The organism is Vibrio sp. A37, from assembly GCF_059777565.1.
The window spans coordinates 169109-181443 of the sequence record NZ_JBLNLI010000001.1; the positions used below are offsets into that span (position 1 = coordinate 169109).

Below are 12335 nucleotides of genomic sequence, written 5' to 3' on the forward strand. Positions count from 1 at the left end.
TTGGTAGGGCCACTCGGCCCTACCTTTACAATACCTTGCCCATCCCCGGCATTTTGGGTGCCACCAATTGATATCCAAACTGCTTATAAAACTCCGGTGTATTCGCCACCAAAGACACGAAAGATCCCTGATGTGAATTCGCAGCGATAAACGCCTCTACTTTATGCATTATCTTTTTCCCCAACCCCTGACCTTGATATTGTGGGTCAACGGCAATATCAACAATTTCAAAGAAACAGCCACCATCACCAATCACTCTCCCCATTCCAATTAACTTGGCACCATCTCGAACAGTCACACAATAAAGTGAGTTAGGTAGCCCTAACGTTGCTGCCTTTAACTGCTTTGATGCAAGCCCTGCTCTCTCCCTTAAAGAGATATATTCCTCGGGCTCAGGTGTAACTTCCTCTATTTGCATTTTCATTAGCTGACCTTATGTTTATTGTAAATAAAAAGTGATGCACTACGGCCTATACTTTATTTTTACTTAGTCACTGTTAAAATGACCAACAATAAAAATGGAACTTTCAAATAAGCTGAGCTTATGGACAGCAGATTACGTTTGCTAAGCGGTATTCGATATTTCGAAGTTGCCGCAAGATTAAAAAGCTATAGCCGTGCGGCTGAAGAGTTGTTCATTAGCCAAGCAGCAGTGAGCCAGAAATTACGTTCTCTGGAAGTGGCACTAAACTGTCAGCTGTTTTTCAGAAGCGGACGAGAGATGCTGCTAACACCAGAAGGAAAGATGTTGTATGAGCATGTCTCTCACGGATTTCAACATATTGTCGAGGGGCTCAATGCCATCAATAACGAGCCTCTACATGGGGTTTTAAACGTCAGTACAAGCCATTCATTTGCGTCCCGATGGCTTATGCCACGACTATGGAAGTTTAGTGTCCAGTATCCAGATATCCCCATTCGAGTACATTCGACCTCCCGCTCGTTAGCAGAGTTAAGTGCAAATATTGATATCGCCTTAGGTGAAGTCGATCTCGACAATACGACTACTACCCATTTGATGCACGAGCTTTTATTCGAAGAGCCGCTTTACCCCATATGCTCGCCTACCTTGATGGATTCTATGGATATAAAAGAGCCCAAAGACCTATTAAGTTGCTGGCTAGTTAAAGGGATACACAATCACCATTTCTGTTGGGATGATTGGTTTAAGAAAGCGAAAGTGACTAGAAACCAGAAAACTTTGCAGTGGTTAGAAGTGTCGACACTGGATATGGGATTAAGTGCGGTAATGGCTGGGCACGGTGTTTGTCCGGGAACTGAAAGTTTAACAAGGGATTTTATCGACCGAGGTCTATTGGTGAAGCCGTTTGATATTGAGCTCACCCCCGGGATTAGAAACTCAGCTATTTACCACAAACAATCTAAGCGCTTAGATAGAATTACCGTATTTATTGACTGGCTAAAACAAGAAAGTCAAAACACCTAAATACTAAATAAACATACTTCATTATGCTTTGTAGGAAATTATCCTCATTCATTAGCGTATGACTGTCTAATTTATATGCCTTTAGGGAATATATTCTTTATAAAACAACAAACTGAAAACATGCACTCTCTACATACTTCAATTCGATCGCGCATCACAAGACTCTCAAGTCAATAACTAAATTACCCGTTAAGTTCTTTATAATAAGGCTCTTAATTGATGGATGAAGTTTACTTACAGGGACAGTTATGAAGAAACAGTGGTATCTACTGCCGATATTCCTATCGAATGTATTTTCTTTCTCAGCACTTGCGAACGTTAACAACCAAGTAGATGAGCAGCAGCAAGCATTCGTAAATGAGCTTGCTGACAACATCGATGCGAAATTTGAACAAGTCGCAAGCTCTACCACATCATTGGGAAGGGCTTATATTCGACTTTACCAAAGTACGGGAAGTAACGAGAATACGCAAAACCGGCTCGTGCTAGGCCATTACGTAAACAGTTATAGCAACCACCCAAATATTCGAAAAGATGAGCGCATTAGCTCACCACTCGATCAAGGCATCAGGGAAGTCGATTTTTTTCGAAGCCAAAAAAGTAAACCAGACTACCGCGCTCCGGTGCTTTCAAGTTATATATACAACGCCAGTACCGTCACCCCAGCCTTACAAAAACAAGTGCAAACAATATCTAAACTTTCCCCTGTTTTCTCTTCTTTTTACAACGTGCTTAACGACGGTTGGGTATATATCACTACCTCTAGTGAGCTGATGGCTATTTATCCATATGTTCCTTTAAATGAAGCGATCGCCAACAAAAATCCGACACAAACTCCTTTTTACCAAGCAGCAAATTTTAAGCAGAAAGAATTGGGGTGGTCTGCACCATATATGGATTTAGTCGGAAATGGTTTAATGGTCACTGCCTCTTACCCTATGTATGACAGTAGCCAACTTTTGGGGGTTGCTTCTATCGACATCACCATAGATCACTTTTTAGCGAGTTTTGAATCGATACATACTTTCCAAATGGGGAGATTCGTATTGGTGAGTGATAAGGGTATGAAAATTGCGGACTTAGGCTCTCATATCTCGGAACAGCAAACTAAACCAATTTACTATCGCAGTGCAAAAGGGTTGTATAACGACGACATTGATGGACAACTATCACAAGATCAAGAGATGAACAGTACTATCGAGTCGCTTCTTAGACACATGCGCAGCTCTCCAAATAAACAACACTGGTCATTCACCTATACCAATAACGGCCATCAACAAAACTTAAACGCGGTAAAGCTATCTTCAACTGGCTGGATTTTGGTCAATGTCATTTAGACACCTTAACCCAATGTAGCGAAGAGTAAGAAGAAAATAGTGCTGCTAGCCAGCACTATTTTCACAGAGCGAATGTGTAAATGGTTATAACTCGGCTTATATATTCAATTCAAAATGTCTTCGGAAATTACATTTCTCACAAAAATTCGTTTTTAGCATACATAAAAGGCTCACACAAAATAGCCATAAATATCTTGTATATTGATACTCTAATTTCATTATTTAATTAATCAAAAACTGCCCATCGATTATTTTTTAGTAATTGTACTATTAACGTTGAGTACTATTGTTTCTCTATATAACGAAATAGTATGTGGTCAGTTATGAAGCTTCTAATAATATTGTCTGCTTTGCTTTTTAGTTTTTCAGCTAGTGCAAGCCTCGCAAAAACCACCAATAAAGACTGCATGTTAAGAATGGGGTGGGAACCTTGGGCACCTTACCAATACAAAAATGACGAGGGTACGATTACTGGCTCAGATATTGATTTGGTTAAAACGGTGATTTCAAAGTTAGACTGCACATTAGAATTATCTCATAGGCCATGGAAGCGAAAGTTACAAGACATTGAATATGGTAGAGCCGATCTTATGCCGGGAGTATCCAAGTCAGAGGAGAGATTAAACTACGCATTGTTTAGTCTACCTTATCGCGGAGAGACGATGAGGCTATTCGTTTTGGACAATAGCGCCCGTTACTACCCTTTTGAAGATATTCATGGCTACTTAAAGTCTGGCCATACCGTTGGATTAAATCGTGGAGCGTTTTATGGAGATGACGCCGAAAAATCTCTGAGAAGTGAACGTTTTTCCAAGCAGGTGTTTCTCTTTAATACAGAAGACCAAAAACTCAAAGCTTTAATGTATGGTCGGGTGGATGGCATCATAGGAGTAGAAGAATCGATGCTAAAACTAGCAAAAGACACAAAACAGCTAGAAAATATAGAATTACACCCGATGAAGATACACGAAGATAATCAATATATTATGTTTAGTAAGCAAACTATATCTCCTCAATTTGTCGAAAGGTTTAATAAATTACTTGAAGGCGTATTAAACAAGTAGGACTATTCCTTAATTTGAAGCACTTACAAGGAATTCTTTCAAAGGACATCGATTAATCCATGAAATATATAAAACGCACCCTAAAGTCAGTTATTGTTTCCTCTCTACTGATATTGTCTCACTCAGCTTTTGCTAACACTCTACCGGACTCAGTATTGAAGAGCATTGAAAATACTTCAAAGTCGCTAGGTGGAGCTAGAGTTGGCGTCGCTTTTTACGATATGAATACAGGTAATAGCTATCAGTATAACGGGAAACAACGCTTTCCAATGGCAAGTACCTTTAAAGTGCTAGCTTGTGCCGCAGCACTTAATAACGGGACGATATTTCACACAGTAGAGATCCGGAAAAGTGATTTAGTAGAATATTCTCCAATAACCAAAAAACATATCAATGAAACAATGACTATCGCTCAGCTTTGTGATGCCACAATGTCTTGGAGCGACAACACCGCAGCGAACTTGATCTTGAGAGCAATTGACGGACCGAAAGGCTTAACAGAATTCTTGCGCAATGCGGGAGACAAAACCACCAATCTGTCTAGGTGGGAGCCAGAACTGAATCACGGAACACCAGGAGATGTCCGTGATACGACAACACCTGTGACCATCAATCATACATTGAGAGAGTTATTGTACGGAAACGTCCTCAGTTCTGAGCAGCAACGTCAACTATTCGCTTGGATGAAAGGTGATAAAGTAGCAGACGATCTATTGTGCTCCGTGTTACCTAAAAGTTGGCAAATAGGCGACAAAACAGGGTATGGCGGTCATGGTTCGAGAGGTATCGTCGCGAGTTTGTTGCCACCTAATTCAAAACCACTCGTCGTTTCAATTTACCTTACTGAAAATACCGCTTCACTATCAGAGTTAAACAAAGCCATTGCGCAGATAGGAAAAGCCATGATTCAGCATTTCGAACATCATCAAAATATGACGAGCCAGAAGCCATCTTAAACAAAGAGTTATCTGATGAAGTAGGAAATAAAAAGCATCTTTATTGCTGAGTGAAATACTGCTTGATAAAGTATTAAGTTGTGGTTGTAAAAAATTAAAGATAGGAATAAACCTTGTTTAAGCTTTACTATTATCCGAACAACGCCAGCTTAGCTCCCCATTTTTTGCTTCATCACGTCAATGCTGACTACGAATTGTTGTTAGTGGATAGAAAATCAAACTTTCACAAATCAGAGGATTACCTCAGGTTGAATCCAGCGGGTAGAATTCCAACTTTAGTTATTGATGAACAGCCTATTTTTGAAAGCTCAGCAATTTGTACACACATATGTGAGTTACATCCTGAATCGGGTTTGATGCCCGCTTTAGGTGACCCAAAGCGACCTTTATTCTTCCAGTGGTTAGCGTTCCTTAACAACACTCTTCAAGCTGAATTAATGGTTCGTTATTACCCACATCGACATACTGATGATGAATCAGCAATCCTTAATATTATCGCCGCTCAAGATAAGCGAATTGCTGAAGCACTCGCGATTATCGATGCCCAACTTGAGCACAATAAATACTTACTTGGCGACACCTTAACTGCCTGTGATTATTTTCTATTTATGCTTGCGGAGTGGTCGCTTCCAATAGAAAAGTCTCCATTGATGTACAAAAACTTAGCCCTATATTTGCAACGCTTTTGTCTAAACCCAACGATTAAGGCGGTTTGCAATATTGAAAATATAGATATTTCAGTCTTTGAAGCATACTCAGATTGAGCATTAATATTGCTCAATACTCACTTATTGTTATCTGAATCAAAATCAAAGAACGAGGCTACGGACATGTCTGTTCATACATGAGCTCATGTAATTCTGCTAAGCGTCCTTTATCCAATATTGGGTGAGGTTCAATACCAGTAATCAACACTATATCAACTGCTGGTAATGGCGGCATTTCGCTTAAGATCTTTAAGTCATTGGTCACACTTGCAGCTCCCATTGCACCAATAGCCATACCTGAACGAACAATGGCACGTTGCGCAGAAGCTGTATTGCAGCAAGCTAGCAATTGATATGGTAAACCGCGTTTCGTTAAACTATCGATTGCAGCTGCGTGATATTTGCAGTCGGTTTGAAATAAAGCTAGGGGCAAAGGCTGCGATCCATCTAGTATGAAATCTGGGTGGCTAATCCAAACACCTCTATCAGTAGCCAGCCAGTGTCCCTCTTCACTATTTGGCGCACGAGTAACAATGGCGGCATCTAGCTTTCCTTCATCAAGTTTTTTTCTCAAGCTGATACTGGGTTCACTATACACATGGATAGAACAGGTCGGCTCGGTTTGCTGCAATACACGAATAACGATAGGTAATATGTTGTCGTTGTAATCTTCTGGGCATCCCAAACACAACGGACGTTTGTTCTCGTATCTCTTGACTTGATTAAGTGCATGATTATGTAAGCTCACAAGCTGCTCAGCATGAGAACGTAATGCTAGTCCAGCCTCACTCAAGATAAGATTACGACCGTCTTTTTCAAACAAGCTTACACTGAGTTCATCTTCTAACTTTCGCATTTGAGCGCTAAACGCGGACTGGGTACGGCTAATTTGCTTAGCAGCACGAGTAAAACTGCCCGTTTCTACGAAAGCGAGAAAGCTACGGAGAGCGTCGATATCCATATGAAACGTCCATTCATCGTTTTTATTAAAGTATTCCATTAAAACTATCCGTTAGTCCGACAGAACACAATCAGATATTGTGGTTTCCAACTTTAGTTAAGAAAAAACGCAAAAGATATGGAGGCTCAAATGCAACTGTTTATTGGGAACCAGAATTACTCAAGCTGGTCACTTCGCGCATGGTTGATCTTTTCTCAATACGATTTGGAAGTGGAGTTAACCAAGTTAAAATTATTCTCAGAAAATTTCTACAAAACTTTAGAAGGGATTACCCCGACAGCTAAGGTGCCAACATTGGTGGACAATGGAATTAAAGTATGGGACTCACTCGCCATTTTGGAATATGTAAACGAACGTTACCTAAAAGGAAAAGCATGGCCAAGTGATGTTGAAATAAGAGGGAAAGCCCGAGCGGTCACGGCAGAAATGCACTCTGGTTTTTTAGATTTAAGGAATGAGTTACCAATGAATATTCGTGCCAGAAGAAAGGTTGTGTTGAGTAAAGGCGCAATCAGTGATGTAGAACGCATTGACGCTATCTGGTCAGAACAAGCAGAGCAATACCCAGGTGGGTGGTTGTTCGGCGAATGGTCAATTGCTGACGCCATGTACGCCCCTGTTGCGCTTCGCTTCCAAACCTACGGTATTCAACTATCAGAGTACGCTAAAGCTTATCAACAAAAGGTTTTGGAGAGTGCGTCGTTGCAACAATGGTTGGAGGGAGCGAGCTTAGAGAAAGACATCGTAATAGAGGATGAAGCAGGTGAAGTGGTTTAGTGCATTAGAATGGAACACTGCGCTGAAATACTGATACTTAACCTATTAGCATTTCAATTGTTATAATCGCGCTTTGAGCATTTACGTCAGCAACTGTGATTTATAGTAAAATATAACCCAACTTTGTCACATAAACTCAAAATAACACCAAATCCTCAATGAAAATGGCTACTGTGTATATGTGACCCTTTCAAGCCAGGGCCACTTCTTTAAGTCGACTGATGTTGTTGGTGTTTTATTGAGTAGCACACCCAGAGCATAAATTGCTCTGGGATTTTTTTGCCCTAAAAGCGTTTTCGCAGATTAGGCTACTCTGTTAAGGACGAGCACCTTTTACCCTACGAAATGAGTTATTGTAATTATCCACCCTGTGGATATCATTTATCGGTGGACAACAACACTTTTTTTGCCATCACAGCTCCTCCCCAACAAGTAACGACATTTACACAGAGCTTAACTATATCGTCATCGATGTAGTTCTAATCTACGTGGATAGAGTCAGTTTTTACTAGCGAAGTACTAAGCTGATGAAGAAGGTCCCAATAATGTGACTAGTGACGTTTTCATCTATTCACAAATCTTTCCTTTTAAGAATGAGCTGTACCTTTATTGTACATGTCATCTTGCTCAAGATTTATATGCAATGACATTCTTACAAAGAGGCAAACGAGTCTGTCTACTATACGCATTTAGTGCTCATAATTTATAAAACTAATGATTGCCGTATTTTCCCTTAGAAAGGACATCTTTATTCAACTTTTATTACCAATTTATCAATGTTAGTAGTAGGAAAAAACTTTAAGAATGATCAAATATTAAATCTAGTACCTTGGTGGAGAGCTTTATAAAGGATTCTTTCCTATCTAGCCATATTGCCCTCAGCCACCTAAAAATTTCCTACATATTAGATAGTTAAAACCATAAAATGTACGTCTCCTTGATGTACTCCATTTCGACATATATGGCTTGTAATAGCTCATCAAGAATTTAACAATCAAGATACGGAATTAAATTCAATCAACAGAATAATTATTTTAGCAATTAAAACAACCAATAATAACAATCAAAGAAAAATTAATTATTCCAACTTAATATAAAAATATTCCTTATAGTAAAATAGATATCATGAAAAACTCACATAAATAAGTCGCCTTTGGTTACTTATAAAGTAATTATTTATGACAGTTCTTATCATTAAGTAATTTTTAAAAATATAAAAGGAATTAACTGATGCCAAAAATATCCAACATAATAGACGAAATTTATCTCAAAGGATTGTCAAAAGAAATACAACAAGACAAAGATATAGATATCATTATAGCAGCCCCACACAGTGATATTAACTGTACGGGGTATTTAGTATCATACCTATTAATGAAGAAAATTAGCTCTATTGGTTACAATTTAAACGAAAAAAATAAAGAAGTAATTAATAAGATTATATACTTCGATGAAAATCCCAATAATAACCCCAGCCAATCGTTAAGCAATGATGAACTAAAAAATCTCCTCACCCGTGAATATGAAATGCGCGAAGTAGATAAAATATTTCACAATGTAATTAAAAATTGGATGAGGAAATGTAACGTTCAAAAAGGTAATTTTCTACACCAACTAATGAAAAGCTTTTATGCAAATTCACCTATTGATGATGAAATAGAGAAAATCTTTTATCAAGATTTATTGGAAAGTGCTGGTTATAATTATAGTTTGGGTGAGGAACATGTTAGAATAAACAATCCAAATACTTACAGAGAAAATAGAAAAAAATCACTAGAGTTTATTTTGCCCAAAGCAATGAGTAATTTTTGTAAGAATCTAGGTGTTCCACATGTAAATATTGAGCATATAGGGCCATATTCCTATGGTGATATGAGAGACGTCGATAAAAGAGATCATAATAACTATAATAATTATGTTAAATCTATTAAGAGTTATTTAAGTACGTATAAAAAAGATTTTAAAGCATTGGCCAAACAAGCATATTTGAATATTGATTCAATCATTAGCATGTCTAAGTATGGTGGAAAAGATCACTCATCAGACCTTCTAAGAGGCCTAATATCAAATCACGTTATTGCCAGAAATATTATTATGAGTAAAATGAGAAATCATAAATCACGAATTACAATACTCAATATTGGTGCTGCCCATACTAAAGGTGAATATTATGAAAAAGTGCGAAATACCTATAAGCTAATGGAAAAGGTTGTAAACGACTATAGCCTTTCAAATCTTTGGAACGGTAAAACGACAAATACAGTCACGTATTCTAAAACAGTTTCTGACAAACTTTCCATTTATGTACCCTCTATTTTAGAATGGTATTACTATTTAACGGAGAAAGTTAAAAAGAAATCAGCTCTATTCTATATTGAAAGTGAGACATTGTATGGAAGTGAAAATAATAGAGTTTCAATGTACTATAAACAAATTAAGAGACTGGAAAATAAAGCAAGCAAGAATACAAAATCCCATACCGGTAATAGTGGGCATTTTTTCTTCAGAGAGTTCGATGAACCATTACCATTTACGACTGAATATCCAAAGTCAAATACTAAGACACCTTACTCTGGCATATCTAAATTATATACAAAACCTACTATAAGATGGATGAAAAAAACGAGCCAATATATCTCATTTTATGGTTATAGAGTTAGATTAAATCGAGAAATATTATTGCCACAAAGTGTTGTAATATCCGATGAGAAATATAAAAAAATATCTAGATCTCGAAGTTTATATACAAATTATACTAACAAGCATAATATTGATTTTGTTTACTACTTTTGCTATCCATTTGTATATTCAGTAAACAATGAAATTAAAAAAAACAATTTCAATGGAAGTAATTACAATAGCCTAAGCCACAGTACTCATACGAACATAAACAATAAGTTGCTATTAGTAAGGGATTATGTGAATGAGAATTTCAATAATGAAAATAAGTTATTCTCAATGTACATTCAGTTTCTTAAAACCAATCATGAAATACCTAATTCATTAAGAAAAATCTTCAATATTAATTCTATATCAATATCTAAGATATCATCATTAGATGATATGCAAAACAATTATAAAAGTTTATATAAATCTGTTAAGGAGTTATTTGACGTTTATTTCTTTTTGATTTTTAGAGTCTAGTTGGAGGTCGTTAATGATATGGATACATTCTTTGACAGCCCGCTACTTATGTAGAAAAACAGATTGACATATACCTCCCTCTTATAGCGATGGGTTCTTAGTTCGTTACGCTTTCACTAGGCTGGATTGCTGCAATCGTCGAGCAATTCTTTCTCAGTTTATGATGCGAAAAAGCTCTAATGTAATTCTTAAATAAAGTGGGCCCAAGTGGTTTTATTCTTGGGCCACTACAGGTATCGAGCGAACTACTATTTAATGCAAGCAACATTCAAGGAATAGGGCATGACTCCAACTTGATTATGCTTATAAAGCGTGGAAGTAGAATTAGTTAACAATAAAAATCAGCATAAAAATATAAAGTTATAATAACAAAAATATCATTTCAATGACGAGTTGATCATGGGCTTGACACTCTTTCTCAAACTCTTGAGCCTACGTAAGCGGTTCACCATCAAACTTACCCTCAATGTCGGATGGCCAATTAAAGCTAATTATTGAACATACCATTGCCAACTGATAAGTTTATTCTTGTCATGAACTTACAGAGAAAAATAACTTGTCAGAATATAGAATCAGCACAGATAAAAGTGAGTTTGATCTCGATGTCATACACGCTTATTTAGAGCAAAGTTACTGGTCATCTGGAATACCGAAACAAACCGTCGAAAAGTCGATTGAAAACTCGCTTTGCTTTTCTGTAATCAAGGGCTCGCAAGAGCTTGTTGGCTTTGCCAGAGTCATCACCGATAAGGCTACTTTCGCCTACCTTGCAGATGTATTTATTATCGAAAAAGAGCAAGGTCGTGGTCTTGGTAAAAAATTGATGACTTCCATCATGCAGCATTCCGAGCTGCAAGGTCTAAAACGCATGATGTTAGCGACTAAAGACGCTCATGGTTTATACCGTCAATTTGGTTTTAACAACATAGAAAACGCAGAAAGGTTAATGCTAATCTCTAAGCCCAATTTGTACTTGGAGCCAAACGCTTAACCAAGCATCTATCTCAATCATTCCCCCTTTCAATAGGCGAATGATCGCCCTAATGACTAACAACATTGCGCATCTGACATTAGGCTATCTTTTAGCGTGCGCATAGAAGGCAGAAATGTGGTGTCTTTGTGTCTCAGCATTTGAATTTGCGTATGCGCATATTCGGCAGGGAGTTGACTCACAGTAAGCTGCTTGTAACTCTTTGATGCTTTCACCACTTTTTCAGGCATTAACGTACAACCGATACCGACAGCGGTACAGCCCAGTATCCCATCAAGTGAGCCTAGCTCCATCACTTTAAGCTCCGTGTCGCCATAAGATCGTCGCCATGCTAGCGCTTGAGCCCGGTAAGAACACCCATCGCGAAATAAGATAAGGGGAAGGTTTTTAATATCAGTGCCTTTTTTGTGCACCAAAACTAGAGAGTCTTTTACAACCGCTTCGGTAATTAACTCATTGTGTTCGACAGGCCCACTGGCGAAGATGACATCGAGTTCATGAGCAAGCAGTTGGCGAACAAGATCGGAAGTTGTCGTACTTTGCACCTGCAATGAAATATTTGGATGAGTATCAGCGCAAGTTTTTAATAGGTTGGGAAGTTCGGTAGCAGCAAATGTTTCTATCGAACCAATCCGTAGTTCGCCACTCGCACTTCCAATCTGCCTCAACGCCGCAGTCGTTTGTTGCTCCAACTGCAACATTTTCTGGGCGTAGTCTTGTAGAGTGCGTCCAGCGACCGTCAACACAAGACTTCGACCTTTGCGATGAAAAAGATCGACGCCAAGTTCAGCTTCCAAGCGTTGTATTCTCATGGTGACATTGGATTGTACCGTATGGAGCTTTTTCGACGCAGACGAGATTCCGCCTTGTTTTACCACCATATCAAAAGTACGTAACGACTGAAGATCCATATTTCACATCTCTAAAAATGAACATATTATTCAAAATAAA

The 12335-nt window shown here is 38.1% G+C and carries 11 protein-coding genes; 8 read left to right on the forward strand and 3 right to left on the reverse strand.

Annotation, left to right across the window (positions count from 1 at the left end):
* Nucleotides 1-25: 25 nt before the first annotated feature.
* Nucleotides 26-424 carry a GNAT family N-acetyltransferase gene (locus tag ACM2FC_RS00735; RefSeq protein ID WP_498478899.1) on the reverse strand — a complete coding sequence of 133 codons (399 nt, stop codon included), beginning with the start codon at nucleotides 422-424 and terminating at the stop codon, nucleotides 26-28.
* 120 nt (nucleotides 425-544) lie between these two features.
* On the opposite strand from ACM2FC_RS00735, the gene ACM2FC_RS00740 reads away from it, so the two are divergent.
* The 5 genes from ACM2FC_RS00740 to ACM2FC_RS00760 all read left to right on the forward strand — a co-directional run bounded on the left by ACM2FC_RS00740 (nucleotide 545) and on the right by ACM2FC_RS00760 (nucleotide 5568).
* Entirely contained in the window at nucleotides 545-1447 is a 903-nt protein-coding gene (locus tag ACM2FC_RS00740; protein ID WP_498478900.1) for a LysR substrate-binding domain-containing protein, read from the forward strand.
* Nucleotides 1448-1695: 248 nt separating this feature from the next.
* Nucleotides 1696-2784: a cache domain-containing protein gene (locus ACM2FC_RS00745; RefSeq protein ID WP_498478901.1), complete on the forward strand. Its 1089-nt coding sequence runs from the start codon at nucleotides 1696-1698 to the stop codon at nucleotides 2782-2784.
* A gap of 323 nt (nucleotides 2785-3107) precedes the next feature.
* A complete protein-coding gene (locus ACM2FC_RS00750) occupies nucleotides 3108-3848 on the forward strand; it encodes a substrate-binding periplasmic protein (protein ID WP_498478902.1) in 741 nt (246 codons plus the stop codon).
* A 59-nt stretch (nucleotides 3849-3907) separates the two neighbouring features.
* Nucleotides 3908-4804, forward strand: a complete 897-nt coding sequence (bla, locus tag ACM2FC_RS00755; RefSeq protein WP_498478903.1) for a class A beta-lactamase — start codon at nucleotides 3908-3910, stop codon at nucleotides 4802-4804.
* Nucleotides 4805-4917: 113 nt separating this feature from the next.
* On the forward strand, nucleotides 4918-5568 hold the full coding sequence (locus ACM2FC_RS00760) for a glutathione S-transferase family protein (RefSeq protein ID WP_498478904.1): 651 nt from the start codon (nucleotides 4918-4920) through the stop codon (nucleotides 5566-5568).
* A gap of 58 nt (nucleotides 5569-5626) precedes the next feature.
* On the opposite strand, the gene ACM2FC_RS00765 is transcribed toward ACM2FC_RS00760, so the two are convergent.
* Nucleotides 5627-6472 carry a LysR family transcriptional regulator gene (locus tag ACM2FC_RS00765; RefSeq protein ID WP_498479498.1) on the reverse strand — a complete coding sequence of 282 codons (846 nt, stop codon included), beginning with the start codon at nucleotides 6470-6472 and terminating at the stop codon, nucleotides 5627-5629.
* A gap of 129 nt (nucleotides 6473-6601) precedes the next feature.
* On the opposite strand from ACM2FC_RS00765, the gene ACM2FC_RS00770 reads away from it, so the two are divergent.
* The 3 genes from ACM2FC_RS00770 (at nucleotide 6602) to ACM2FC_RS00780 (ending at nucleotide 11384) form a co-directional block, all read left to right on the forward strand.
* The gene (locus ACM2FC_RS00770) at nucleotides 6602-7249 is read left to right on the forward strand and encodes a glutathione S-transferase (RefSeq protein WP_498478905.1); all 648 of its coding nucleotides are present in this window, start codon (nucleotides 6602-6604) and stop codon (nucleotides 7247-7249) included.
* A gap of 1230 nt (nucleotides 7250-8479) precedes the next feature.
* The gene (locus tag ACM2FC_RS00775; protein ID WP_498478906.1) at nucleotides 8480-10393 is read left to right on the forward strand and encodes a hypothetical protein; all 1914 of its coding nucleotides are present in this window, start codon (nucleotides 8480-8482) and stop codon (nucleotides 10391-10393) included.
* Between the two features lie 556 nt (nucleotides 10394-10949).
* Nucleotides 10950-11384: a GNAT family N-acetyltransferase gene (locus ACM2FC_RS00780; protein ID WP_498478907.1), complete on the forward strand. Its 435-nt coding sequence runs from the start codon at nucleotides 10950-10952 to the stop codon at nucleotides 11382-11384.
* Between the two features lie 56 nt (nucleotides 11385-11440).
* Here ACM2FC_RS00780 and ACM2FC_RS00785 read toward each other — a convergent pair whose 3' ends face one another.
* On the reverse strand, nucleotides 11441-12295 hold the full coding sequence (locus ACM2FC_RS00785) for a LysR family transcriptional regulator (protein ID WP_498478908.1): 855 nt from the start codon (nucleotides 12293-12295) through the stop codon (nucleotides 11441-11443).
* Nucleotides 12296-12335 lie beyond the last annotated feature (40 nt).

Excerpts from the sequence above, each read along its gene's own strand:
- ACM2FC_RS00735 (WP_498478899.1), bottom strand. The coding sequence starts at position 424 with ATGAAAATGCAAATAGAGGAAGTTACACCTGAGCCCGAGGAATATATC.
- ACM2FC_RS00765 (WP_498479498.1), bottom strand. The coding sequence starts at position 6,472 with ATGGATATCGACGCTCTCCGTAGCTTTCTCGCTTTCGTAGAAACGGGC.
- bla (WP_498478903.1), top strand. The coding sequence starts at position 3,908 with ATGAAATATATAAAACGCACCCTAAAGTCAGTTATTGTTTCCTCTCTA.
- ACM2FC_RS00785 (WP_498478908.1), bottom strand. The coding sequence starts at position 12,295 with ATGGATCTTCAGTCGTTACGTACTTTTGATATGGTGGTAAAACAAGGC.
- ACM2FC_RS00740 (WP_498478900.1), top strand. The coding sequence starts at position 545 with ATGGACAGCAGATTACGTTTGCTAAGCGGTATTCGATATTTCGAAGTT.
- ACM2FC_RS00745 (WP_498478901.1), top strand. The coding sequence starts at position 1,696 with ATGAAGAAACAGTGGTATCTACTGCCGATATTCCTATCGAATGTATTT.
- ACM2FC_RS00750 (WP_498478902.1), top strand. The coding sequence starts at position 3,108 with ATGAAGCTTCTAATAATATTGTCTGCTTTGCTTTTTAGTTTTTCAGCT.
- ACM2FC_RS00775 (WP_498478906.1), top strand. The coding sequence starts at position 8,480 with ATGCCAAAAATATCCAACATAATAGACGAAATTTATCTCAAAGGATTG.
- ACM2FC_RS00770 (WP_498478905.1), top strand. The coding sequence starts at position 6,602 with ATGCAACTGTTTATTGGGAACCAGAATTACTCAAGCTGGTCACTTCGC.